At 71.1% G+C, this 23,178-nt stretch carries 20 protein-coding genes; 10 read left to right on the top strand and 10 right to left on the bottom strand.

Annotated elements, in window-relative coordinates; translation table 11 throughout:
• The first annotated feature begins 91 nt into the window (after nucleotides 1-91).
• The 6 genes from VT50_RS30600 to VT50_RS30575 all read left to right on the top strand — a co-directional run bounded on the left by VT50_RS30600 (nucleotide 92) and on the right by VT50_RS30575 (nucleotide 6,170).
• Nucleotides 92-502, top strand: a complete 411-nt coding sequence (locus VT50_RS30600; RefSeq protein ID WP_046087456.1) for a DUF742 domain-containing protein — start codon at nucleotides 92-94, stop codon at nucleotides 500-502.
• Complete coding sequence (locus VT50_RS30595; RefSeq protein WP_075200409.1) at nucleotides 483-1,067, top strand: GTP-binding protein; 585 nt, start codon at nucleotides 483-485, stop codon at nucleotides 1,065-1,067. Before VT50_RS30600 ends, VT50_RS30595 begins: the two co-directional genes overlap by 20 nt.
• A gap of 303 nt (nucleotides 1,068-1,370) precedes the next feature.
• Nucleotides 1,371-4,442 carry a sensor histidine kinase gene (locus VT50_RS30590; RefSeq protein ID WP_240529375.1) on the top strand — a complete coding sequence of 1,024 codons (3,072 nt, stop codon included), beginning with the start codon at nucleotides 1,371-1,373 and terminating at the stop codon, nucleotides 4,440-4,442.
• A 10-nt stretch (nucleotides 4,443-4,452) separates the two neighbouring features.
• On the top strand, nucleotides 4,453-4,866 hold the full coding sequence (locus VT50_RS30585) for a roadblock/LC7 domain-containing protein (protein ID WP_020868201.1): 414 nt from the start codon (nucleotides 4,453-4,455) through the stop codon (nucleotides 4,864-4,866).
• Between the two features lie 82 nt (nucleotides 4,867-4,948).
• The gene (locus VT50_RS30580; protein ID WP_063893228.1) at nucleotides 4,949-5,611 is read left to right on the top strand and encodes a DUF742 domain-containing protein; all 663 of its coding nucleotides are present in this window, start codon (nucleotides 4,949-4,951) and stop codon (nucleotides 5,609-5,611) included.
• Nucleotides 5,592-6,170: a GTP-binding protein gene (locus VT50_RS30575; protein WP_075200410.1), complete on the top strand. Its 579-nt coding sequence runs from the start codon at nucleotides 5,592-5,594 to the stop codon at nucleotides 6,168-6,170. Before VT50_RS30580 ends, VT50_RS30575 begins: the two co-directional genes overlap by 20 nt.
• A 163-nt stretch (nucleotides 6,171-6,333) precedes the next feature.
• Here the strand turns inward: VT50_RS30575 and VT50_RS30570 are convergent, their stop codons facing one another.
• From VT50_RS30570 to VT50_RS30550, 5 genes are all read right to left on the bottom strand, one after another.
• Nucleotides 6,334-6,573 carry an acyl-CoA carboxylase subunit epsilon gene (locus VT50_RS30570; RefSeq protein WP_078840793.1) on the bottom strand — a complete coding sequence of 80 codons (240 nt, stop codon included), beginning with the start codon at nucleotides 6,571-6,573 and terminating at the stop codon, nucleotides 6,334-6,336.
• Nucleotides 6,574-6,628: 55 nt separating this feature from the next.
• The gene (locus VT50_RS30565) at nucleotides 6,629-8,212 is read right to left on the bottom strand and encodes an acyl-CoA carboxylase subunit beta (RefSeq protein ID WP_046087459.1); all 1,584 of its coding nucleotides are present in this window, start codon (nucleotides 8,210-8,212) and stop codon (nucleotides 6,629-6,631) included.
• 331 nt (nucleotides 8,213-8,543) lie between these two features.
• Nucleotides 8,544-10,142 (bottom strand): citramalate synthase, encoded by a 1,599-nt coding sequence (gene cimA, locus VT50_RS30560; RefSeq protein WP_046087460.1) that lies wholly within the window; start codon nucleotides 10,140-10,142, stop codon nucleotides 8,544-8,546.
• A 334-nt stretch (nucleotides 10,143-10,476) separates the two neighbouring features.
• Entirely contained in the window at nucleotides 10,477-11,562 is a 1,086-nt protein-coding gene (locus VT50_RS30555; RefSeq protein ID WP_046087461.1) for a branched-chain amino acid aminotransferase, read from the bottom strand.
• A gap of 202 nt (nucleotides 11,563-11,764) precedes the next feature.
• Nucleotides 11,765-12,808, bottom strand: a complete 1,044-nt coding sequence (locus VT50_RS30550) for a 3-isopropylmalate dehydrogenase (protein WP_046087462.1) — start codon at nucleotides 12,806-12,808, stop codon at nucleotides 11,765-11,767.
• 128 nt (nucleotides 12,809-12,936) lie between these two features.
• Between VT50_RS30550 and VT50_RS30545 the strand changes: the two genes are divergently transcribed.
• A complete protein-coding gene (locus VT50_RS30545) occupies nucleotides 12,937-14,523 on the top strand; it encodes a purple acid phosphatase family protein (RefSeq protein ID WP_046087463.1) in 1,587 nt (528 codons plus the stop codon).
• A gap of 48 nt (nucleotides 14,524-14,571) precedes the next feature.
• Here the strand turns inward: VT50_RS30545 and VT50_RS41080 are convergent, their stop codons facing one another.
• The 3 genes from VT50_RS41080 to VT50_RS30535 all read right to left on the bottom strand — a co-directional run bounded on the left by VT50_RS41080 (nucleotide 14,572) and on the right by VT50_RS30535 (nucleotide 17,843).
• A complete protein-coding gene (locus VT50_RS41080) occupies nucleotides 14,572-14,694 on the bottom strand; it encodes a hypothetical protein (protein ID WP_107424927.1) in 123 nt (40 codons plus the stop codon).
• A 524-nt stretch (nucleotides 14,695-15,218) separates the two neighbouring features.
• Complete coding sequence (gene pruA, locus VT50_RS30540) at nucleotides 15,219-16,850, bottom strand: L-glutamate gamma-semialdehyde dehydrogenase (RefSeq protein WP_046087464.1); 1,632 nt, start codon at nucleotides 16,848-16,850, stop codon at nucleotides 15,219-15,221.
• A gap of 66 nt (nucleotides 16,851-16,916) precedes the next feature.
• The gene (locus VT50_RS30535; RefSeq protein WP_046087465.1) at nucleotides 16,917-17,843 is read right to left on the bottom strand and encodes a proline dehydrogenase family protein; all 927 of its coding nucleotides are present in this window, start codon (nucleotides 17,841-17,843) and stop codon (nucleotides 16,917-16,919) included.
• A 164-nt stretch (nucleotides 17,844-18,007) separates the two neighbouring features.
• Here VT50_RS30535 and VT50_RS30530 point away from each other — a divergent pair, with 164 nt between their 5' ends.
• Nucleotides 18,008-19,345 carry a PucR family transcriptional regulator gene (locus VT50_RS30530; protein ID WP_079343927.1) on the top strand — a complete coding sequence of 446 codons (1,338 nt, stop codon included), beginning with the start codon at nucleotides 18,008-18,010 and terminating at the stop codon, nucleotides 19,343-19,345.
• A gap of 62 nt (nucleotides 19,346-19,407) precedes the next feature.
• On the opposite strand, the gene VT50_RS30525 is transcribed toward VT50_RS30530, so the two are convergent.
• Nucleotides 19,408-20,031 (bottom strand): TetR/AcrR family transcriptional regulator, encoded by a 624-nt coding sequence (locus VT50_RS30525; RefSeq protein WP_046087962.1) that lies wholly within the window; start codon nucleotides 20,029-20,031, stop codon nucleotides 19,408-19,410.
• Nucleotides 20,032-20,127: 96 nt separating this feature from the next.
• On the opposite strand from VT50_RS30525, the gene VT50_RS30520 reads away from it, so the two are divergent.
• The gene (locus VT50_RS30520) at nucleotides 20,128-21,744 is read left to right on the top strand and encodes an MFS transporter (protein ID WP_046087961.1); all 1,617 of its coding nucleotides are present in this window, start codon (nucleotides 20,128-20,130) and stop codon (nucleotides 21,742-21,744) included.
• A 65-nt stretch (nucleotides 21,745-21,809) separates the two neighbouring features.
• On the opposite strand, the gene VT50_RS30515 is transcribed toward VT50_RS30520, so the two are convergent.
• Nucleotides 21,810-22,424, bottom strand: coding sequence for a TetR/AcrR family transcriptional regulator (locus VT50_RS30515; protein ID WP_046087960.1), 615 nt, complete (start codon nucleotides 22,422-22,424; stop codon nucleotides 21,810-21,812).
• A 71-nt stretch (nucleotides 22,425-22,495) separates the two neighbouring features.
• On the opposite strand from VT50_RS30515, the gene VT50_RS30510 reads away from it, so the two are divergent.
• On the top strand, nucleotides 22,496-23,080 hold the full coding sequence (locus VT50_RS30510; protein ID WP_046087959.1) for a peroxiredoxin-like family protein: 585 nt from the start codon (nucleotides 22,496-22,498) through the stop codon (nucleotides 23,078-23,080).
• Nucleotides 23,081-23,178: the final 98 nt, after the last annotated feature.

Here is a 23,178-nt window from a genome sequence, read left to right as displayed (position 1 = left end):
GACGCCAGCCCGCCCGGCCACCCGACCGGGCGGCCCTCACCGGCACCGACCGACGGCACCACCGTCACCTTGTTGTCCGACCGGAGGATCCATGACCCCGCCCCCCGCCTCGCCCGGCCCGTACGGCGGCCATCACCAAACGCCGTACGGGGGTGAAGGCGACCAGCCATTGGTGCGCCCCTATGCCATGACCGGTGGCCGGACCCGACCCCGCTACCAGCTCGCCATCGAGGCGCTGGTCAGCACCACGGCCGACCCCGTACATCTGCAGGGGCTCCTTCCCGAGCACCAGCGGATCTGCCATCTGTGCCAGGAGGTCAAGTCGGTCGCCGAGGTCTCGGCGCTGCTGAGCATCCCCCTGGGTGTGGCACGGATCCTGGTGGCGGACCTGGCGGAGGCCGGCATGGTGGCGATCCACCAGCCCGGGGGCGGTTCGGAAGCGGGCGGCACTCCGGATGTGACACTGCTCGAAAGGGTGCTCAGTGGACTTCGCAAGCTCTAGCGGCGCTCCCCCCGCCCGCGCGACCACCTCGGCGAAGATCGTGGTGGCGGGCGGCTTCGGCGTGGGCAAGACCACGTTCGTCGGCGCGGTCTCGGAGATCAATCCGCTGCGCACCGAAGCCGTGATGACATCGGCCTCGGCGGGGATCGACGATCTGAGCCACGTCCAGGACAAGACCACGACGACCGTGGCGATGGACTTCGGCCGCATCACGCTCGACGACGACCTGATCCTGTATCTGTTCGGCACCCCCGGCCAGGACCGCTTCTGGTTCATGTGGGACGACCTGGTGCGCGGCGCGATCGGCGCCGTGGTCCTGGTGGACACCCGGCGGCTGGCCGACTGCTTCCCCGCCGTCGACTACTTCGAGAACTCCGGGCTGCCCTTCGTCATCGCCCTCAACGGCTTCGAGGGCCAGCAGCCCTACAACCCCGAAGAGGTCCGCGAGGCGCTGCAGATCGGCCCGGACACCCCCATCATCACCACCGACGCCCGCCACCGCAGCGAGGCCAAGAGCGCGCTCATCACCCTGGTCGAGCACGCGCTGATGGCCCGGCTCAAGTAGGGGTCGGCGAAAGGGAAGTTGTCGGAAAACCGACGTAGGGCGGGCCGTGTCCAACGACACGGCCCGCTCGTCATTCATAACGTTTCGACAGAGATATGCACCGGCCCTCGATACGGAGTGCGATCGGGCAGCTCCGGTGCGCACTCAAATAGTTCGGTATTCGGCACGTCTCAGCCATAACGCCCCTTTTTTCTCTGGTCTAGACAACGCACTGAACGTTTTGCGCACTGTTTGGAAAGCACCCACGCGGCGTGCTGGAATTCGCTGAACTGGGCAGTCAGGGCTCAGCTGGGAGCGGCACGAATGAGGTGCCGATGCCGAGAGGTTGTTGGTCGAGTGAGGCGAAGCAAACCGGACCCCGCGCATGAGGCGCGCGGGAACTTCAGCCCGCCGCCGCGTACAGACACGGCGGCGCCGTCCGCCGTGGCAACGGAGCCGCCAGCACCCAGCGGTCGCCGGATCTCCCCTCGGAACTGGCGGGTGCGCCGCCGGCTGTACGCGATCCTGCTCATCCCCGTGCTCGTCGCCCTGGTCTTCGGTGGCTTCCAGGTCGCCGCATCGGTCTCCACCTGGAACGAGGCGCGGGACGCCGAGCGCACCGCCCGGGTCGTCCGGGCCGCCACCAGCTACGCCCACGCCCTGATCAACGAGCGCGACCTGACCGCGGGCCCGCTGCTCAGCGGCACCAACGAGGCCACGGTGGCCAAGGCCCGGGCCGCCAGCGACGCGGCGAAGAGGGATTTCGACGAGGCCGTCGCCGACATGCCGCAGACGGCGAGCCTGAAACGCCGCCTCAAGGCGTTCAGAGACAGCGAACCGCAGCTGGCCGCCCTGCGCCAGAGCGCCTACACCGACCGACTGAACGGTGTGAAGACCGAAGAGGGCTATGTCACCGTCGAGCACGGGCTGACCGAGTTCGCCAATGAACTGGGCCTGGGCACCGGCAACATCACGTCTTACGGACGTACCGTCTACGCGGTATCCCTGGCCAAGGGCGCGGAGTCGCTGCAGCGCTCCATCGGCACCCATCTGCTGGTGCGGCCCGGCCCGTCCGAGACCGACCGCAAGACCCAGCTCACCGCCTTCACCTCGTACGTCTACCTCGAGCGCATCGCGTTCGGGGAGTTCGAGGCCGCCGGGACCCCGCAGGACGTGACCCGGCTCGAGGACACCCTCGCCGCGGCGGAGAAGCGTGCGCAGACGCAAATCGCCGAGGCGAAGCGCAAGGCCGAGGCGGCCGGGAAGAAGTTCGTGGCGCCGCCCGACATGGACCAGATGCTCAAGGCCATCGGCAGCGGCGCGAGCCCCGCGGCGCTGGACACCCAGGGGATCACCCCGGACACCTGGTTCAACGCCTCCACGCTCAAGTTCAACGCCTACCGGGACGTCGAGCAGACCCTGGTGAACAAGGCCGTTGCCGAGGCGGCGCAGATCTCGTCGGACGCCCGGCGCGACGCGATCGTGAACGGCGCGATCGTGGTGCTGGCGCTCCTCGCCGCCTTCTTCGTGGCCGGGCGGATGGCCCGCTCGATGAGCCATTCGATGGGGCAACTGCGCAACGCCGCCTTCGACGTCGCCGAGAAGCGGCTGCCGGCGGTGGTCGACCAGCTCTCCCGCACCGACCCCGGACGGGTGGACACCCGGGTCAGCTCGATACCGATCAACACCCGGGACGAGATCGGCGAGGTGGCCCGCGCCTTCGACCAGGTGCACCGCGAGGCGATCCGGCTCGCGGCCGAGCAGGCGATGCTGCGCGGCGGCGTCAACGCGATCTTCACCAACCTTTCCAGTCGCAACCAGGGACTGATCGAGCGGCAGCTCACCCTGATCTCCGAGCTGGAGAGCCGGGAGGCCGATCCGGACCAGCTGGAGCACCTCTTCCGGCTGGACCACCTGGCCACCCGCATGCGGCGCAACGGCGAGAACCTGCTGATCCTCGCGGGCGAGGAGCCCGGCCGCCGCTGGAACCAGCCGGTGCCGCTGATCGACGTGTTGCGGGCCGCCTCCTCCGAGGTGGAGTCCTACGAGCGGATCGAGCTGGCCGGGATCTCCGAGGGCGAGATCCACGGCACCGCGGTGACCGACCTGGTGCACCTCCTGGCCGAGCTGCTGGAGAACGCCACCACCTTCTCCTCCCCGCACACCAAGGTGCGGGTCACCTCGACCCGGCTGCCCGATGGCCGGGTGGTGGTGGAGATCCACGACAAGGGCATCGGGCTGACCGCCGAGGACTTCGCCGACATCAACCACAAGCTGGCCCATCCGCCGACGGTGGACGCCTCGGTGTCCCAGCGCATGGGCCTCTTCGTGGTCGGCCGACTCGCCGACCGGCACGGCATCCGGGTCCAGCTGCGCCCCTCCGGGGAGCAGGCGGGCACCACCTCGCTGGTGATGCTGCCCGAGGCGATCACCCATGGCGGCGGCGGCGAGGAGCTGCCCCAGGACGACTTCACGGTCTCCCGGATCGTCCCCGAGCCGCGGCCCGAGCCCGCCTACGAGGACGTGGCCGAGCTGTCCTCGCGCACCGCCGCCGAGCTGGGCTTCGACGACTCCGCCTACGACCGGGACCAGGGGCAGAACCAGTTCCAGGGCCAGTACAGCGGAATGGGGGCCACCCCGGCCGAGCAGGACCCCCGGCAGGACCAGGCGGCCTCCGACCCGCTGGCGCAGTCCGGCTACCAAAATTCGGCCTTTGCGCAACCGGAAGCGGACTACACAACTCAAACGGAATCCGAACAGCAGCCGTACATCGGCTATAACTCACCCTCCCAGCAGGGAGAGTGGGGCGATTCCGGATCTTTCGAGATGCCCTTCGCGCCGCAGTTCGGGACCGAAGCGGAATCGGGACCCAGCGCTCCCGAAGTTTCTCGTGACCGCGTAGAGTTCCACCGTCCGGGCCCTTCCCCGAGTGGCATCCACTCCATGACCGACGCGGGGCTTCCGCGGCGTGACAAGCAGTGGCAGCCGTCCGGGGACACCGGGGCACAGGGGATGGTCGGGGACCCGGCGGCGCCCGCGGCGCCGGAGCGGCCCCAGCAGGCCCCCCAGCAGCAGGAGGACGGTGCCCCGTGGCAGTCGGAGAACGACCAGCGCTGGCACCGTGCCGAGCGGCTGCGCGAGCCGACGGCCGGCGGGGTCACATCGTCCGGCCTGCCCCGCCGGGTGCCCAAGGCCAATCTGGTCGAGGGCGCCGCGGAGCCGACCGGACAGGGCGGCCCCCAGGTCTCCCGCGCCCCGGAGGACGTCCGCGGCAGGCTGAGCAACCTGCGCCGCGGCGTCCAGCGGGGACGTGACGCGAGGCCCGGTACCCCCGGGCGTGACCAGCATGACCGACAGGGCTTCGGCCCCGGCAGCACCTACGATCAGGAGCGTTAGTGTGAGCCCGATGAGCCAGGCGGCGCAGAACCTGAACTGGTTGATCACCAACTTCGTGGACAACACCCCCGGGGTGTCCCACACCGTGGTGGTCTCCGCCGACGGACTCCTTCTGGCGATGTCCGAAGGCTTCCCCCGTGACCGAGCCGACCAACTGGCGGCCGTGGCCTCCGGTCTCACCTCGCTCACCTCCGGAGCCTCCCGCATCTTCGAAGGCGGCGTGGTCAACCAGACCGTCGTCGAAATGGAACGAGGCTTCCTCTTCATCATGTCGATCTCCGACGGATCCTCCCTCGCCGTACTCGCCCACCCCGAGTGCGACATCGGCCTCGTCGGCTACGAGATGGCCCTGCTCGTCGATCGCGCGGGCAACGTCCTGACCCCCGATCTGCGTGCGGAATTGCAGGGCAGTCTTCTCAACTAGCAAACATGGAGTGCGTTTCGCGCCACCGCGCCATAGGGTGCGGTGGCGCGACCGGCAAGACAGGCGAGTTGGAGGAGGACACGTGGCAACGCCCCCTAGCGGATATCCGTACGCCCACGGGCAGCCGTCCGAGCCGCGCGGAGAAGGCCCAGTCAAGCGCTACAACTTCCCCTCCGCACCCAGCCGCCAGGCCCGCTCCCCACAGCAGCCGGAGCCCCAGCGGGAGCAGCAGCCCCCGCGACGGCAGCAACAGCGGCCCCAGCAACAGCCGTACACGCCCTCCTACGCGCCTCCCGGGCCGTCGGAGGGGTCCTGGTACGACGCGCCGCCCGCGCCGCGTATCGAGCCCGTACAGCCGCCGGAGCACCCCGCCCCGGAGCCTTCCTCCCCCGCGGGCGGCACTCATAACCCTCTGGTGCGCCCGTACGCCATGACAGGGGGCCGGACCCGGCCCCGGTACCAGCTCGCCATCGAGGCGCTGGTACACACCACGGCCGATCCCGCCCAGCTCCAGGGCCAACTGCCCGAGCACCAGCGGATCTGCCATCTGTGCCGCGAGATCAAGTCGGTCGCCGAGATCTCCGCACTGCTCACCATTCCCCTCGGCGTAGCCCGCATCCTCGTAGCCGACCTGGCCGAGGCGGGGCTCGTCGCGATTCATCAGCCCGGCGGCGACGAGTCCGCCGGCGGTCAGCCTGACGTGACACTGCTCGAAAGGGTGCTCAGTGGACTTCGCAAGCTCTAGCGGTGCAGCCCGCTCCACCACCTCCGCGAAGATCGTGGTGGCGGGCGGCTTCGGCGTGGGCAAGACCACGTTCGTCGGCGCGGTCTCGGAGATCAACCCGCTGCGCACCGAAGCCGTGATGACCTCCGCCTCGGCGGGGATCGACGATCTCACCCACGCGCCGGACAAGACCACCACCACGGTGGCCATGGACTTCGGCCGCATCACGCTGGACCAGGACCTGATCCTGTATCTGTTCGGCACCCCCGGCCAGGACCGCTTCTGGTTCATGTGGGACGACCTGGTGCGCGGTGCCATCGGCGCGGTCGTCCTGGTGGACACCCGCCGCCTCGCCGACTGCTTCCCGGCGGTCGACTACTTCGAGAACTCCGGGCTGCCCTTCGTCATCGCCCTCAACGGCTTCGACGGGCACCAGCCCTACAACCCCGAAGAGGTCCGCGAGGCCCTGCAGATCGGCCCCGACGCGCCGATCATCACCACCGACGCCCGCCACCGCAGCGAGGCCAAGAGCGCGCTCATCACCCTGGTCGAGCACGCGCTGATGGCCCGGCTGCGCTAGCCGAGGCCGACGGCGGAAGCCAAAATCCCCTGCTCTCCGGAGGAGAACAGGGGATTTGTGCGTTTCGGCGGGCCCTCTCAGGCGTCCGGGCGGTGTGCGGCCTTCAGGTCCGGGCGGTGTGCGGCCGTCCGGGCACGGCTGCGCCCGCGGGCGCCCTGGCCGCTCAGCCCTGCCAGCTGTGCGGCGCGCTGAACGCCGGGCGGCGCTCCAGACGGCGCCAGCGGGCGGCACTGCGGCTGGGGCGGGTGGAGCCGGCGGCCCGGTGGGTGCCGGCGGCCGCGCGGGCGAGCAGCACCGCGGTGACCGCGGCCAGTTCCTCGGCGTCGGCGTGGCCCTTCTCGACCCGGACCAGGGTGGCCGCCGCCGCGGCGGCGGGATCGGCGATATCGCTGGATGTGCTCACGGTTGTCTCTTCTCCCTTGTCGCGCGGATCCCGCGCGAGGTCATGAACGTGAGGGTTACTGCGGCGGGTTGCCGTGCTTGCGGGACGGCAGGTCGGCGTGCTTGTCGCGCAGCATCGCCAGGGACCGGATCAGGACCTCACGGGTTTCGGCCGGGTCGACCACATCGTCGACCAGCCCCCGCTCGGCCGCGTAGTAAGGGTGCATCAGCTCGGACTTGTACTCCTTGACCATGCGGGCGCGCATGGCCTCGGGGTCGTCAGCGTCGGCGATCTGACGGCGGAAGATCACGTTGGCGGCGCCCTCGGCACCCATCACCGCGATCTCGTTGGTCGGCCAGGCGTAGGTCAGGTCGGCCCCGATGGACTGGGAGTCCATCACGATGTAGGCGCCGCCGTAGGCCTTGCGCAGGATCACGGAGATCCGCGGCACGGTCGCGTTGCAGTACGCGTACAGCATCTTGGCGCCGTGCCGGATGATCCCGCCGTGCTCCTGGTCCACACCGGGCAGGAAGCCGGGCACGTCGAGGAAGGTGACCAGCGGGATGTTGAAGGCGTCGCACATCTGGATGAAGCGCGCGGACTTCTCCGACGCCTCGATGTCCAGCACCCCGGCCAGCGACTGCGGCTGGTTGGCGATGATGCCGACCACCTGGCCGTCGAGCCGGGTCAGCGCGCAGATGATGTTGGTCGCCCAGCGCTCGTGGACCTCGAGGTACTCGCCGTCGTCGACGATCTCCTCGATGACCTTGCGCATGTCGTACGGCCGGTTGCCGTCGGCCGGGACGAGGTCGAGCAGCGAGTCGCCGCGCCGGGAGGCCGGGTCGTCGGACTCGACGGCCGGCGGGTTCTCGCGGTTGTTCTGCGGCAGCAGCGACAGGAGGTAGCGGACCTCCTCCAGGCAGGTCTCCTCGTCGTCATAGGCGAAGTGGCACACGCCCGAGGTCTCGGCGTGCACATCCGCGCCGCCCAGCCCGTTCTGGCTGACCTTCTCGCCCGTCACCGCCTGGACCACATCGGGTCCGGTGATGAACATCTGCGAGGTCTCCCGGACCATGAAGACGAAGTCCGTCAGCGCCGGGGAGTACGCCGCGCCGCCCGCGCACGGGCCGAGCATCACGCTGATCTGGGGGATGACACCGGACGCCTTGGTGTTCCGCTGGAAGATGCCCCCGTAGCCGGCGAGCGCCGAGACGCCCTCCTGGATGCGGGCACCGGCGCCGTCGTTGAGGGACACCAGCGGCGCCCCGGCCGAGATGGCCATGTCCATGATCTTGTGGATCTTGGTCGCGTGGGCCTCCCCCAGCGCCCCGCCGAAGATCCTGAAGTCGTGTGCGTAGACGAACACCGTCCGTCCGTGGACGGTCCCCCAGCCGGTGACGACACCGTCGGTGTAAGGCCTCTTGGCCTCGAGACCGAACCCGGTCGCACGATGCCGCCGCAGCGGCTCCACCTCGTTGAAGGACCCGTCGTCAAGCAGCAGATCGATCCGCTCGCGAGCCGTCAGCTTCCCCTTGGCCTTCTGGGCCTCGGTCGCCCGCTCGCTCGGGCCGCGCCGAGCCTGCTCGCGAATCGCGTGCAGCTCGGCGACGCGCCCGCGAACGTCACTCGCCTCAGCAGGCGCACCTTCGAGATTGGTCATGCAATGACGGTACGTTCCCGGACCCCCGGAAACGCATGTCAATTCCCTACAACGTCGGGGGCGTTTTGGTGGGCAGGCGGAACAGAACTGGACAGCGGCTTTCTCACTACCTGGTGTCCCAAAGGACTATCGGCCCTGTTGGCACCCCACAAACCTCCAGGCCGCGCCCGTGCGGGGGCCGCACGCGACCACCCGGATGGGCGGCGTCCGCCGGAGCGGCCGTGCGGCCGGACCGGGCAACGGAGCGGGTCCGCCCGCGCTCCGCTGCCCGCACCCTACTCCGGCGGCGGCCGGAGCCGCACCATCCGCATATCCCGCCGCCCGGCCGGCGTCACTCCCGGGGGTCCACCCCGGCCCGCAGCAGCCCGTAGGCGTAGGCGTCGTCCAGGGCCTGCCAGGACGCGGCGATCACGTTCTCCCCGACGCCCACGGTCGACCACTCCCCCTGGCCGTCCGCGGTGGAGACCAGTACCCGGGTCGTGGACTCGGTGCCGTGCTTGCCTTCCAGGATGCGGACCTTGTAGTCCACCAGCTCCATCGTCGCCAGCTGCGGGTAGATCCGCTCAAGGCCCACCCGCAGCGCCCGGTCCAGCGCGTTGACCGGACCGTTGCCCTCCGCCGTGGCGACGATCCGCTCGCCCTTGGCCCAGAGCTTCACGGTGGCCTCGTTGGCGTGGGTGCCGTCCGGGCGGTCCTCGACGATCGCCCGCCAGGACTCGACGCGGAAGAAGCGGCGGGGACGGCCCTCGACCTCCTGGCGCAGCAGCAGCTCGAAGGAGGCGTCGGCGGCCTCGTAGGTGTAGCCCGCGAGCTCCCGCTCCTTGACCCGCTCCACGATCCGGCCCACCAGCGCCCGGTCGTCGCCGAGGTCGATGCCCAGCTCCTTGCCCTTGAGCTCGATCGACGCCCGTCCGGCCATGTCGGAGACGAGCATCCGCATGGTGTTGCCGACCCGCTCGGGGTCGGTGTGCTGGTACAGATCCGGGTCGATCTTGATCGCGGAGGCGTGCAGTCCGGCCTTGTGGGCGAAGGCGGAAACACCCACATAGGGCTGGTGAGTGGACGGCGTCAGATTGACGACCTCGGCGATCGCGTGCGAGATCCGGGTCATCTCCTCCAGGGCGCCCTCCGGCAGCACCCGGCGGCCGTACTTGAGCTCCAGGGCCGCGACGACGGGGAAGAGGTTGGCGTTGCCCACCCGCTCGCCGTAGCCGTTGGCCGTGCACTGGACGTGGGTGGCGCCCGCGTCCACGGCGGCGAGGGTGTTGGCGACCGCGCAGCCGGTGTCGTCCTGGGCGTGGATGCCCAGCCGCGCCCCGGTGTCGGCCAGCACGGTGCGGACCACCGCGTCGATCTGGCCGGGGAGCATGCCGCCATTGGTGTCGCAGAGGATCACCACCTCGGCGCCCGCCTCATGGGCGGCGGAGACGACCTGCTTGGCGTAGGGGGCGTTGGCGCGGTAGCCGTCGAAGAAGTGCTCGCAGTCGAGGAAGACCCGGCGGCCCTGGGACCGCAGATGGGCGACGGTGTCGCGGACCATCGCGAGGTTCTCCTCGAGCGTGGTGCGCAGGGCCAGCTCCACATGGCGGTCGTGGGACTTCGCCACCAGGGTGATCACCGGCGCCCCGGACTCCAGCAACGCCCTGACCTGGGCGTCGTCCTCGGCGCGCACTCCCGCCTTGCGGGTGGCGCCGAACGCCACCAGCTGGGCGTGTTTGAAGTCGATCTCGGCGCGGGCCCGGGCGAAGAACTCCGTGTCGCGCGGGTTGGCGCCGGGCCAGCCGCCCTCGATGAAGCCCACGCCGAAGTCGTCCAGGTGACGGGCGATGGTCAGCTTGTCCGCGACCGTGAGGTTGATGCCCTCGCGCTGCGCTCCGTCGCGCAGGGTGGTGTCGAAGACATGGAAGCTGTCGTCGGGCAGATCCTTCATGGTTGGTCTGGCTCCTGTCGGATGGATCTCGGTCTACCGGAATATCCGGTTCCGCGCCCTCCTATGATCCCTCGCGCTTCGCCTCCGGCGGGATGGCCCGGAAAACGAAAAGACCCCTCGCGGGTGCGAGAGGTCTGCGCGCGGGTCTGGGGCACGATGGCCGCCCCGTACCGGGTCGTACGGGCGGTCACTGCGGACCGGCGCGCCTGCTGCCCATAATCATGGCGAACGAGAGCACGGGGGAAGTCTGGCACATTCCGACCCCCGCGCTCCCATCCGTCTCACCATGCGAACCTCCGGTGTCAACCAGGTGACGCCCGAAGGCGGCCCGGGGTCAGCCCAGGGGGTGCATCCAGCCGCGCGGGTCCGGCGCGGCGCCGGTCTGGATGTCCAGCAGCGCCCTGCGCAGCCGCATCGTCACCTCGCCCGGCTCCCCGTCGGCCACCGTCCAGCTCGCCCGGGTGGACTTGACCGAGCCGACCGGGGTGATCACGGCCGCCGTGCCACAGGCGAAGACCTCGGTGAGGGTCCCGTCGGCGTTGCCCTCGCGCCAGTCGTCGACGGAGATCCGGCCCTCGCCGACCTCGTAGCCGAGGTCGGCGGCGATCTCCAGCAGCGAGGCGCGGGTGATCCCCGGCAGCAGCGAACCGGACAGCTCGGGGGTCACGATGCGGTTCCCGTACACGAAGTACAGGTTCATCCCGCCCATCTCCTCGATCCAGCGGCGCTCGGTCGCGTCCAGCCAGACCACCTGGTCACAGCCCTGCTCGGCGGCCTGTGCCTGGGCGACCAGGGAGGCCGCGTAGTTGCCGCCGGTCTTGGCCGCGCCGGTGCCGCCGGGCGCGGCGCGGACGTACTCCTCCGAGAGCCAGACCGAGACCGGCTGCACACCGCCGGGGAAGTAGGCCCCGGCCGGGGAGGCGATCACCACGAAAAGGAACTCGTTCGCGGGCCGGACCCCGAGCCCGACCTCGGTGGCGAACATGAAGGGCCGCAGGTAGAGGGACTGCTCCCCGTGGCCAGGCACCCACGCCTTGTCCTGGGTGACCAGCGCGTCACACGCCGCGATGAAGGTCTCGACGGGGAGCTCCGGCATGCCCATGCGGCGCGCGGACGCCTGGAACCGCTCGGCGTTCTGGTCGGGGCGGAACGTGGCCACGCTGCCGTCCGGCCGGCGGTACGCCTTGAGCCCCTCGAAGATCGTCTGGGCGTAGTGCAGCGTCATGTTCGCCGGGTCGAGCGACAGCGGGGCGTACGGCACGAGCTGGGCCTCGTGCCAGCCACGGCCCTCCGTCCACTTGACCGTCACCATGTGATCGGTGAAGTGGCGGCCGAATCCGGGGTTGGCCAGGATCTTCTCCCGCTCGGCGGCGGGAAGGGGGTGGGAGGAGGGCTTGAGCTCGATCGTGGGCGTCGTCATGGCAGGTAGTCCTTCACCTTCGATTGTGGCGGACCGCGCTCGCACCATCCTGCCCGCAAGCGGTATGAGGACGTCCAAGCTCTTCTTCACACAGCGGCCCCACCGGGGATTATCTCCTAGGTGGGGCCGGGGAAGGAGCGTGGTGCAACGCGCGGCCCAAGGTCGATGGTCGCACCCAGCCGCGCGCTGGCACAGGCTGGGGTCAGCCGGATACTCGGGCGGCGAGCGCGTCGCCGATCTCGTCGGTGGTGCGCGGCCCGGCCGCGTCCCGCTCGGCGAGGTCCGATGCGACGGCGGCCTCGATACGGGCCGCCTCGTCCCCGTGGCCGAGGTGCGACAGCAGCAGGGCCACCGACAGCACGGTCGCCGTCGGGTCGGCCTTGCCGGTGCCCGCGATGTCCGGCGCGGAGCCGTGGACCGGCTCGAACATCGACGGGAAGGCGCCGGAGGGGTTGATGTTGCCGCTCGCGGCGAGCCCGATACCGCCGGTGACGGCGGCGGCGAGGTCGGTGAGGATGTCACCGAAGAGGTTGTCGGTGACGATCACGTCAAAACGCTCCGGCTGGGTGACGAAGAAGATCGTCGCGGCGTCGACGTGCAGATAGTCGGTGGTGACCTCGGGGTACTCCTGGCCGACCCGGTCGAAGGTGTTCTTCCACAGGTGGCCGGCGTGCACCAGGACGTTGTTCTTGTGCACGAGGGTCAGCTTCTTGCGCGGACGGGCGGCCGCGCGCTGGTAGGCGTCCCGTACCACCCGCTCGACCCCGTGGGCGGTGTTCAGGCTGACCTCGGTGGCGACCTCGTCCGGGGTGCCGGTGCGCATCGAGCCGCCGTTGCCCACGTACGGGCCCTCGGTGCCCTCGCGGACGACCACGAAGTCGATGTCGGGGCGGCCGGCCAGCGGGGTCGGGGTGTTCGGGAAGAGCTTGGACGGACGCAGGTTGACGTAGTGGTCGAAGGCGAAGCGCAGCTTGAGCAGCAGCCCGCGCTCGAGCACGCCCGAGGGCACCGACGGGTCGCCGATGGCGCCGAGCAGGATCGCGTCGTGGTCCTTCAGCGACTCCAGCTCCGCGTCCGGCAGGGTGTCGCCGGTGGCGTGCCAGCGCTGGGCGCCGAGATCATAACTCCGGGTCTCCAGCTTCACGTCCTGCGGAAGGGCGGCGGAGAGGACCTTCAGACCCTGTGCCACGACTTCCTGGCCGATACCGTCACCGGGGATCACTGCGAGGCGAATGCTGCGAGACATACCCGGACCCTACTCCTCGTCCCATGGGTTGACATAGGCATTCCATCATTCGGACGGCCGCCCAGCGGCAATCACCCGTTCACCCCCTGTATGGTGCGCCGTTGACCGCTCGGGGGACATTCCGGTCCATGGACACACCACGGTTCGGCGTACCGGAGCGGCTCGCCCAGCGGATGACCACGGCGGAGCAGCACGAGTATCTGCGGGCCCGGCTCTCCCGCCGCCGGGTGCTGCGCGGGGGCGCCGCCACGGCGGGCACGGCCGCGGGCGCGGGGCTGCTGGGCGGCGCGGCGTGCGCCGCCGACACCAGGAAGCCGGCGCCGGCCGCGAGCCCGAAGCCGGGGGCCGCCACGGTGAGCGGCGCGCTGGTCGCCCCGTTCGGCCGTCATCTGGCCTTCGGTGCCGAGCCGCGGACCCAGATGCGGATCTCCTGGCAGGTGCCGTTCGCGGTGCGCGAGCCGTACGTGCGGATCGGCACCAGCCCGCTGGAGCTCAGCCGCAAGGTCGAGGCCGAGGTCCGCCATCTGCACACCCCGTCGCTGGGCGACCGGCTGCCCGCGGTCGACCAGTTCTATCTGCACGCCGCGGTGGACGGTCTGCGCCCCGGGGTCACCTACTACTACGGCGTGGGCCACGCGGGCCGCGATCCGGCAGAGCCGCGTCACTTCGCGTCCGTGGGCACCTTCCGCACCGCGCCGGACCGGCCCGGGACGTTCGTCTTCACCGCCTTCGGGGACCAGGGGGTGAGCTATGACGCGCTCGCCAACGACCAGTTGATCCTCGGCCAGAACCCGGCGTTCCACCTGCACGCCGGGGATCTGTGCTACGCGGACACCACCGGCCACGGGAAGAAGTCCGACCTCTATGACGCCCGGGTCTGGGACTCCTTCCTCGCCCAGACCGACGCGGTCGCGGCGAGCGTGCCGTGGATGGTGACGACCGGCAACCACGACATGGAGGCGTGGTACTCCCCCGACGGCTACGGCGGCCAGCTGGCCCGCTGGTCGCTGCCCGGGAACGGCCCGGACCCGCGCAAGGCGCCCGGCGTCTACGCGTTCGTCTACGGGAACGTGGGCGTGGTCGCCCTGGACGCCAATGACGTGTCGTACGAGATCCCCGCCAACAAGGGGTACACCGGCGGTGCGCAGACCCGCTGGCTGGACCGGAAGCTGGGGCAGCTGCGCAACCGGCCAGGCGTCGACTTCCTGGTGGTTTTCTTCCACCACTGCGCCTACTCCACCACCAGCGCCCACGCCTCGGACGGCGGGGTGCGCGACGCATGGGTGCCGCTGTTCGACAAGCACCAGGTGGACCTGGTCATCAACGGCCACAACCACGTCTACGAACGGACCGACGCGATCCGGGGCGGCAAGGTCGCCCGCCGGGTCCCGGTGGACGGGAGCGCCGACGCGGTGCGCGACGGGATCGTCTACGTGACGGCGGGCGGGGCGGGCGCGAAGCTCTACGAGTTCCCGGTGCCCGACAGCCACCGGGGGCACATCAAGGACCTCGACGAGGTGAAGACCTACCACTGGAGCGAGGACGGCGGGAAGAACCGGGACAGCGCGGAGTGGTCCCGGGTCCGCTACACCGGCTTCTCGTTCCTCGCGGTGAAGGTGGAGCCGGGCCCCCGCCCCCGGCTCACGGTCACGGCCCTGGCGGAGTCGGGCGAGCGGGTGGACCGCTTCGAGGTCACCCGGCCCCGGCGCCCGTGAGAGGTCACCCGGCCCGGCGCCGCCGGTGCGGGGTCACCCCGCCCTGCGTCAGTGACCGGTCACGCCGCCGTTGTCCCGGCGGTCGAGGGCGCGCTGGAGCGCGGCGGCCGCCTTCTTGCGGTCGGTGTCGTCGGTCTTGCGGCGGAGCCTGCGGACAGTCGTCTCGGCCATGATCACATCTCCTCTGCTGAACCCGGTGGACGCCCGGGAGGAAGGAAAGCTCTCCGAGAAAGTGGCTGCCGGAAGGGGCGGGGGCCTGGGTGCGGCAGGGGTCACCTGCGCGATGTGCACCGGCCGCGGCCGCCATCGCTGGATGCAGCGAGACGTTCGGCTTCCACAAAAGTAAGGCAGCGGAGCGTCAGTGTCTGCACAATTAGTCGGACGTCCTACTATCTGAGACGCGAACAGCGTGACATCGGCCACTGACCCAGGGTGATCACCTATCGGCACCGGGCCGAGGGTCGAGGCCGACCCCCGTCCGACCTCGACCAACGGCGGTCGATCGCACGTCCGTGGGCGTCCCCGCGCCTGGTTACCCACGTAAACTGCGGTAAATAGTGCCTACTTGACTGCTTGACGCTAGCACCGCCGCACATCGGGCGTCCACAGATTTCCCCCTACGCGCCCCCGGACAGCGCCGCGCCCCCGGACCGCTTCGGTGCGGTACGGGGGCGCGGGTCACCAGGGCCCGAGGGTCAGCCCATGTGCGGGTAGCGGTACTCGGTCGGCGGGACCAGGGTCTCCTTGATGGAGCGGGTGGAGGTCCAGCGCATCAGGTTCTGCTTGGCGCCCGCCTTGTCGTTGGTGCCGGAGGCGCGGCCGCCGCCGAAGGGCTGCTGCCCGACGACGGCACCGGTCGGCTTGTCGTTGATGTAGAAGTTGCCGGCCGCGAACCGCAGCGCCTCGCAGGCGGCGGCCGCCGCCGCGCGGTCCTGGGCGATGACGGCGCCGGTCAGCCCGTACGGGGCGGCCGACTCCATCTGCCGGAGCATCGCGTCGTACTCCTCGTCCTCGTAGACCAGCACCCCGAGGATCGGGCCGAAGTACTCGTCCTTGAAGATCTCGTTCTCCGGGTCGGTGGAGACCAGCACGGTCGGGCGGACGAACCAGCCCTCGCCGTCGTCGTAGGAGCCGCCCGCGACGACCTCGATCGTGGGGTCGGACTTCGCCCGGTCGATCGCCGCCTTGTTCTTGGCGAAGGCGCGCTCGTCGATGACCGCGCCCATGAAGTTGCCGAGGTCGGCCACGTCGCCCATGGTCAGCCCGTTGACCTCGGTGGCGAACTCCTCCTTGAGGCCGTTCTCCCACAGGGAGCGCGGCACATAGGCGCGGGAGGCCGCGGAGCACTTCTGGCCCTGGAACTCGAAGGCGCCGCGGGTCATCGCCGTCTTGAGCACCGCCGGGTCGGCGGAGGGGTGGGCGACGATGAAGTCCTTGCCGCCGGTCTCACCGACCAGCCGCGGATAGGTCTTGTAGTTCTCGATGTTGTTGCCGACCGTCTTCCACAGGTACTGGAAGGTGCGGGTCGAACCGGTGAAGTGGATGCCCGCGAGGTCCGGGTGGGCCAGCGCCACCTCGGAGACCTCCTTGCCGTCGCCCGTGACCAGGTTGATCACACCCTTGGGCAGCCCGGCCTCCTCCAGCACCTCCATCAGCAGCACGGCGGCGTGGGTCTGGGTCGGGGACGGCTTCCAGACCACCACATTGCCCATCAGGGCGGGGGCGGTCGGGAGGTTGCCCGCGATCGCGGAGAAGTTGAAGGGGGTGATCGCATAGACGAACCCCTCCAGCGGCCGGTGGTCGGTGCGGTTCCAGACCCCGGGCGAGTTGGTCACCGGCTGCTCGGCCAGGATCTGGCGGGCGAAGTGGACGTTGAAGCGCCAGAAGTCGATCAGCTCACAGGGGGTGTCGATCTCCGCCTGCTGCGCGGTCTTCGACTGGCCCAGCATGGTGGACGCGGCCAGCGTCTCCCGCCAGGGGCCGGAGAGCAGATCGGCGGCCTTGAGGATGACCGCGGCACGGTCGTCGAAGCTGAGCGCGCGCCACGCCGGGGCAGCGGTCAGGGCGGCGTCGATCGCGTCCTGCGCGTCCGCCCGCGTGGCGTTGCCGTAGGTGCCCAGGCGGGCGGAGTGTTTGTGCGGCTGGACGACGTCGAAGCGCTCCCCCGCCCCCATCCGCTTCTGGCCGCCGATGGTCATCGGCAGATCGATGGGGTTCTCGCCGAGCTCCTTGAGCTTGGTCTCGAGGCGGGTGCGCTCCGGGGTGCCGGGGGCGTAGGTGTGCACCGGCTCGTTCACCGGCACGGGGACCTGGGTGACGGCGTCCATGATGGCCGTTGTCTCCTTCGATCGTCGGGGGCGTCGGGGGTTTACGAGGTCTGGATCCCGGAGCGGTCAGCGGCGGCCGACCAGCGAGCGCAGGAAGAAGGTGAGGTTGGCGGGGCGCTCCGCGAGGCGGCGCATGAAGTACCCATACCAGTCTGTGCCATACGGGACATAAACCCGCATACGGTGACCCTCCGCCACCAGCCGCTCCTGCTCGGCCGCACGGATCCCGTACAGCATCTGGAACTCGTACTCGTCCAGTTTGCGCCCGAGGCGGTGGGCCAGGTCCTGGGCGATGGCGACCATGCGCGGATCGTGCGAGCCGATCATGGGATAGCCCTCACCGGCCATCAGGATCTTCAGACAGCGCACATACGAGCGGTCCACCTCGCGCTTGTCCCGGAAGGCGACGCTCGCCGGTTCGTTGTACGCGCCCTTCACCAGCCGTACCCGGGAGCCTTCCCCGGCCAGCGCCCGGCAGTCGTCCTCGGTCCGGAAGAGATAGGACTGGAGGACCGCCCCGGTCTGCGGGAAGCGGGTGCGCAGCTCCCCGAGGATGGCGAGGGTGGAGTCCACCGTGGTGTGGTCCTCCATGTCGAGGGTGACCGTGGTGCCCGCCGCGGCGGCGGCCTCCACGACCGGGGTCACATTGGCCAGCGCCAGCTCGTGGCCCCCGGGCAGCGCCTGGCCGAAGGCGGAGAGCTTCACGGACATCTCCGCGCGCCCGCCCAGCCCCTCGGCGGCCAGCGCCTCGGTCAGCGCCAGATAGGCGTCACGGCTGCGCAGCGCCTCCGACCGGTCGGTCACGTCCTCGCCCAGATGGTCAAAAGTGACGTCCAGGCCGCGGGCGGTCAGCGCCCGCACCGCCGCCAGCGACTCGGCCAGCCGCTCCCCGGCGACGAAGCGGTCCACCATGGGGCGGGTGACCGGCGCGGCCGAGACGATACGGCGGATGGCGGCACTGCGCGAAGCGGCGAGCAGCACGGGTCCCAGCACGGGGCACCTCCACGATGACGGCCGATGAACGGCATCGACGACTCACCGTGAAACTTAAGGATGGCGCGGATTCCGGACCATCGACAGCTGTCACGCATCCGTGGCCGGGATCTCAGACATCTGTATGAGAATGTGGAGGGCAGAAGCGGGAAGAGGCGGGACCCATGCGCGACGACTACCAGCAGCTGGTGGACGAGATCACGGCGGTGCTCCGGGCACCCGCGACCCTGGAGAACCGCGACTTCGCACTGATCGCCTTCGGCGCCCAGGACAGCGAGGACAGCGATGGCACGGCGGAGCCCGCGCTGGACCCGGTGCGCACCCGCTCGATCCTCCAGCGCCGCTCGACGGCGGCGGTGCGGGCCTGGTTCGAGGCGTTCGGGATCGCCCGGGCGCAGGCGCCGCTGCGGATTCCGCCCGATCCGGCGGCCGGGGTGTTCATGGGCCGCATCTGTCTGCCGGTACGGCACCGCGGAGTGGTGCACGGCTATGTCTGGCTGCTGGACGACGGCCATCTCGCCGATCTGGAACTGGGCGGCCCGGCGGGCGCGCCGGACCCCCGGCTGGCCCGCGCGATGGAGACCGCGGACCGCATCGGGGCGCTGCTGGCGGCCGAGGCGCGGGCCGGGGAGGAGCTTGGTGAGCTGCTGCGCGAGGTGCTGACCGGACCTCCGGCCGGGCGGGACGCCGCCCGCTCGGGGCTGGGGGCCGCGCTGCGCGGAGCGGCCGACGGGCCGCTGGCGCTGGTGGCGGTGGTGCCGTGGACGCCGGGGACCGGCGAGGACGCGGACCATCCGGGCCTTCCGCATCTGCCGGGCATCGTGGCCGCGTGCGCGCTGCCGGGGGACGGGGTGCCCGCGGCCGGGGTGGCCGGATCCGTGGCGGCCGGGGTGTCCGGATCTGGAGCGGCTGGTTCCGGGGTTCCTGGGGCGCCCGGGGCGGGGCTGGCGGCGCTGGTCCGGCTGCGCGCGGCCTCCGCCCTGGACCCGGCCCGTGCGACGGCCGAGCAGCTGCTGCGCTCGCCCCGGGCCACGGCGAGCGGCGGGGGCCCGGGGCGGCCGGCGGGGGGAGGGCCGCCCAGGGCCGCCGCCGGGGTCAGCGCTCCCCGGCGCGGGCTCGAGGACCTGCCCGCCGCCTGGCAGGAGGCGCTGGCAGCGGCGCGGGCGGCGCACGCCGACACCCGCCTGGGCCCGGTCGCGGAGTGGTCGGCCATCGGCCCGTACCGGCTGCTGGCCGCGCTGCCCGCGCTGCCGCCCGACGCCGCCGTACGGCCGCTGCTGGAGCCCGCGCACGCCGAACTCGCCCGTACCGCCGAGACGTTCCTCGACTGCGCGGGCCAGGCCGGGCGCACCGCCCAGCAGCTGGGCATCCACCGGCAGACGCTGTACTACCGGCTCTCCCGGGTGCGGCAGCTGACCGGTCTCGACCTGGACGCGGGCGAGGACCGGCTGCTGCTCCATATGACGCTGAAGGCCGCACGCCTCGGGCCGTCGGGGCGCTGAGCCAGTCGGCGGGGCGTTGAGCCCGAACCCCGGGGCGGTCGGCGGGGCGCCGAGCCCCCGGGTCAGCCGACGGGGGCGTTGGGCGTCGCGGGGGCATCCGGGGCGTCGCCAACGATCCGGCGCATCGCCTCGACGAGGTCATGGGCGCTGGGCATGAGGTCGGGGTCGATGGCCATCTGGACGATCATCCCGCTCACGAGCGTCATATAGAACGAGCCCATGACCCGGGAGGTCTCCTCGTCCACATCGCGCTCGTCGATGCCGTGGATCAGCCCCACCATCCCCTGGCGCCCCTCCGGTTGGGCCCGGCCGAAGGCCGCGCGCAGCTCGGGGTCGTGCTGAACCTGGAGGATGGCCTCCAACTGGGAGCGCCACACCGCCTGGTGCTTGTCGAACAGCTCCAGCACCCGGGCCCACCGGGCCTCGAACCGCTCCCGCAGTCCGGTGTCCGGGCCCTCGCCCGCCGGGGCGTCCGCCTCGAAGGACCGCTGGACGTCATCGGCCCAGTCGCCCATGGAGGCGAAAAGCGCCTCCCGCATCAGGGCGTCCTTGGAGCCGTAGTGGTAGCCGATGGAGGCCAGATTGGCGCCCGAGGCGGCCACGATGTCCCGCGCGGTCGTACGGGACCAGCCCTTCTCCTCAAGGCAGCGCTTGGCCCCGGCCAGCAGATCCTCTCGATGTCCCATGCCGCCAGGGTATCCCGTCTCCATACGACCGTCCCAGACGACCGTTTTACACGGCCGTACTAGACGCTTGTTTAAGACGCCCGTATAGTCGCCGCCATGACCACGACTTCCACCGGCCCGCGCGCCGGACGCAGGGAATGGACCGCCTTCGTGGTCCTGATGCTTCCGCTCCTCCTGGTCTCCATGGACGTGTCGGTGCTGTACTTCGCGGTCCCGGCCATCAGCCGGGAGCTGCACCCGAGTTCCACCCAGCAGCTCTGGATCTTCGACATCTACGCCTTCGCCCTCGCCGGGCTGCTCATCACCATGGGGGCGCTGGGCGACCGCTTCGGGCGGCGGAAGCTGCTGCTGTTCGGGGCCGCGGCCTTCGGCGCCGCGTCCGTCGCAGCGGCGTACGCACAGAGCGCCGGGATGCTCATCGCCGCACGGGCGGTGCTCGGGATCGGCGGCGCCACGCTCATGCCCTCGACGATGGCGCTGGTCCGCAACCTCTTCCCGGAGGAGAAGCAGCGGGCCAAGGCGATCGCGATCTGGTCGTCGGCCATGGCGGGCGGTATCGCGCTGGGCTCGGTGCTGAGCGGGGTGATGATCGAGCACTTCTGGTGGGGCTCGGTCTTCCTGATCAACGTCCCGGCGATGGCGCTGCTGCTGGTGCTGGTGCCGCTCCTGGTACCGGAGTTCAAGGATCCCGCGCCCGGGGCGTTCGACCTGCCGAGCGTGCCGCTGTCGATGGCGGCGGTGCTGCCGGTGATCTACGGGCTGAAGAAGATCGCCGCCGACAACGGCATCGGCCTGATCCCGTCGCTGTCCATCGTGGCCGGTCTCGCCATCGGCGCCGTCTTCGTACGGCGCCAGCGCACCCGGCGGGACGCGATGATCAGCCCGGAGCTGTTCCGCCACCGCGGCTTCGGTCCGTCGATCGCGCTCAACGCGCTGGCCGCCTTCGCCATGATGGGCTCGGCCTACTTCACCACCCAGTACCTGCAGTCGGTGCTCGGCAAGGGCCCGTTGGAGGCGGCGCTGTGGAGCCTGGCCCCGTCCGTCTGCGTCGGCATCGCCGGACCGGCGGCGGCCGCGGCGGTCCAGCGCGGCGCCAACCGGGCGTACGTGATCGGCGCGGGCTTCGCGACCGCCGCCATCGGCTACGGGATTCTGGCCCTGGCCGGTACGGACGCGCTGTGGACCGTGCTGATCGGCGCCGCCGTGCTGGCCAGCGGAATCGTCACGGTGATGTCGCTGGTCACCGACCTGGCGATCGGCACCGTCCCGCCGGAGCGGGCGGGTTCGGCCGCCGCACTGCTGGAGACGGGCCAGGAGTTCGGCGGCGCGATGGGCATGGCGGTGCTCGGCAGCGTCGGCACCGCCGTCTACCGCGGCGACGTCAAGGACTCGCTGGGCGCCGGACCGCCCGCCGGCGCACTCGACCAGCTGCGCGAGACGCTGGGCGCGGCCGTGGCGATGGCGGGCTCGCTGAAGGGACGGGCCGGGGAACAGCTGCTGGACACGGCGCGCGAGGCGTTCACCCATGGAATGCGGATCGCCTGCGGGGCGGGGGCGGCGGCCCTGCTGGCGGGCGCTGTCCTGGCCCTGGCGGCGCTGCGCCGGGTCGGGCCCACCGGGCCCACGGCCGCGGCCACGCCCTCGACCGGTGGGGACGGGACGGCCGTGGACGGCGAGGAGACGGCGGACCGCGAGGCGGCGCCGAGCCACTGAGCGGAGGAACGCCGGGGCCGCCACCCACACGGGTGGGCGGCGGCCCCGGCGTTGACGCGTCCCGGCTACGCGCCCAGCCCGCGCAGGAACACCTCCAGGCCCCCGAAGAACTCCCGCTCCACCCCCACGCTCCGCGCCCGCCGTGCGGTGTCGGCCAGGTAGGGGAACTCGTCGGACGGCAGGCCGGAGAGCGTGACGGTGCCCGCGCCGGACAGCGGTCCCAGGTGTTCGAGCTGGATCGCGCCGATCACATAGCCGAGCAGGGCGCGCAGGGCGAGGACCCGGCGCTCGCCGTCCAGGCCCGCCTCGGTGAGGATCGCGAGCGCCGTCTCCGCCCACCGCAGTGAGCTCGGGGAACGGTGCCGGTGGGTGAGGGTCAGCGGGAGGGCCGCGGGGTGGGCGCTGACGCCGTCGCGCAGCCGACCGACCATGATCCGGAGCCGTTCCTCCCACGGGGCGCCTGGGTCGGGCGGCGTGGTGTCGACGGCGCCGAGGACCCGCTCGACCACCAGCCCTTCGAGCTCTTCGCGGTCGTCCACATAGCGGTAGAGCCCCATCGTGCTCATCCCGAGCTCCTTGGCGACGGCGCGCATCGAGAGTCCGGCGAGCCCGTCGCGGTCGAGGACGGCGAGGGCGGCCGAGGCCAGCTGATCCGGGGTGAGGGAGCGAGGTCGTGGCATGGCGGTTGACAGCGTACGGCATACGCTTACGCTGGTAGGCGTATGCCGTACGCTTACGAAAGGGGGCTCCCATGGAGCCCGGTTCCGCCGTCTCCGCCCGTACCCTCACCCCGGTGACCGGGCCCGCCGTCGCCGTGCCGGACTCCGGCCGGCTGGTCCACCTGCAGTTCCGGCGCTTCGCCGGATGCCCCGTCTGCAATCTCCATCTGCGGTCGATCGTGCGGCGCCACCAGGAGATCGAGGCGGCCGGAATCCGGGAGGTGGTGGTCTTCCATTCCCCCGTCGAGGAGTTGCGGAAGCACACCCACGACCTGCCGTTCGCCGTCGTCGCCGACCCCCGGAAGCGGCTGTACCGGGAGTTCGGGGTGGAGCAGTCGCGCAGGGCTCTGCTCAGTCCCCGCGCCTGGGGGCCGATCGCGTGGGCGCTGGTCACCGGGGGGTGGGCGGTTCTCCGCGGCCGGGAGAAGCTCCCCGAGCGCAGCCAGCCCACGGGCCGGCTCGGACTGCCCGCGGACTTCCTGATCCTCGGGGACGGCATCGGCGGGGACGGCCGCGTCATCGCCGCCAAGCACGGCGAGCACGCCTATGACCAGTGGTCGGTGGACGAACTGCTGGAGCTGGCCGCCCGCGCGCCGCGCCCCGACCCCACTCCCTGACCCACACCCCCTAATCCACCGCCCCCGGAAGGCCCTCCGCTCCGGCGGTGGAGCGAAGGGCCTCCCGGGGTGCGGGATATCCGGGACGCCCCGGACCC

The organism is Streptomyces antioxidans (assembly GCF_000968685.2).
Lineage (GTDB): Bacteria > Actinomycetota > Actinomycetes > Streptomycetales > Streptomycetaceae > Streptomyces > Streptomyces antioxidans.
The sequence above is the reverse complement of the archived record's forward strand: the minus strand, read 5'-3'. Positions and strand labels throughout refer to the sequence as shown.

What these genes read in the sequence shown, in the direction of transcription:
- VT50_RS30545 (WP_046087463.1), top strand. Translation starts at nt 12,937, where the DNA reads ATGGACACACCACGGTTCGGCGTACCGGAGCGGCTCGCCCAGCGGATG.
- VT50_RS30525 (WP_046087962.1), bottom strand. Translation starts at nt 20,031, where the DNA reads ATGGGACATCGAGAGGATCTGCTGGCCGGGGCCAAGCGCTGCCTTGAG.
- VT50_RS30555 (WP_046087461.1), bottom strand. Translation starts at nt 11,562, where the DNA reads ATGACGACGCCCACGATCGAGCTCAAGCCCTCCTCCCACCCCCTTCCC.
- pruA (WP_046087464.1), bottom strand. Translation starts at nt 16,850, where the DNA reads ATGGACGCCGTCACCCAGGTCCCCGTGCCGGTGAACGAGCCGGTGCAC.
- VT50_RS30600 (WP_046087456.1), top strand. Translation starts at nt 92, where the DNA reads ATGACCCCGCCCCCCGCCTCGCCCGGCCCGTACGGCGGCCATCACCAA.
- VT50_RS30510 (WP_046087959.1), top strand. Translation starts at nt 22,496, where the DNA reads ATGGAGCCCGGTTCCGCCGTCTCCGCCCGTACCCTCACCCCGGTGACC.
- cimA (WP_046087460.1), bottom strand. Translation starts at nt 10,142, where the DNA reads ATGAAGGATCTGCCCGACGACAGCTTCCATGTCTTCGACACCACCCTG.
- VT50_RS30550 (WP_046087462.1), bottom strand. Translation starts at nt 12,808, where the DNA reads ATGTCTCGCAGCATTCGCCTCGCAGTGATCCCCGGTGACGGTATCGGC.
- VT50_RS30585 (WP_020868201.1), top strand. Translation starts at nt 4,453, where the DNA reads ATGAGCCAGGCGGCGCAGAACCTGAACTGGTTGATCACCAACTTCGTG.
- VT50_RS30565 (WP_046087459.1), bottom strand. Translation starts at nt 8,212, where the DNA reads ATGACCAATCTCGAAGGTGCGCCTGCTGAGGCGAGTGACGTTCGCGGG.
- VT50_RS41080 (WP_107424927.1), bottom strand. Translation starts at nt 14,694, where the DNA reads ATGGCCGAGACGACTGTCCGCAGGCTCCGCCGCAAGACCGACGACACC.
- VT50_RS30530 (WP_079343927.1), top strand. Translation starts at nt 18,008, where the DNA reads ATGCGCGACGACTACCAGCAGCTGGTGGACGAGATCACGGCGGTGCTC.
- VT50_RS30515 (WP_046087960.1), bottom strand. Translation starts at nt 22,424, where the DNA reads ATGCCACGACCTCGCTCCCTCACCCCGGATCAGCTGGCCTCGGCCGCC.
- VT50_RS30520 (WP_046087961.1), top strand. Translation starts at nt 20,128, where the DNA reads ATGACCACGACTTCCACCGGCCCGCGCGCCGGACGCAGGGAATGGACC.
- VT50_RS30590 (WP_240529375.1), top strand. Translation starts at nt 1,371, where the DNA reads ATGAGGTGCCGATGCCGAGAGGTTGTTGGTCGAGTGAGGCGAAGCAAA.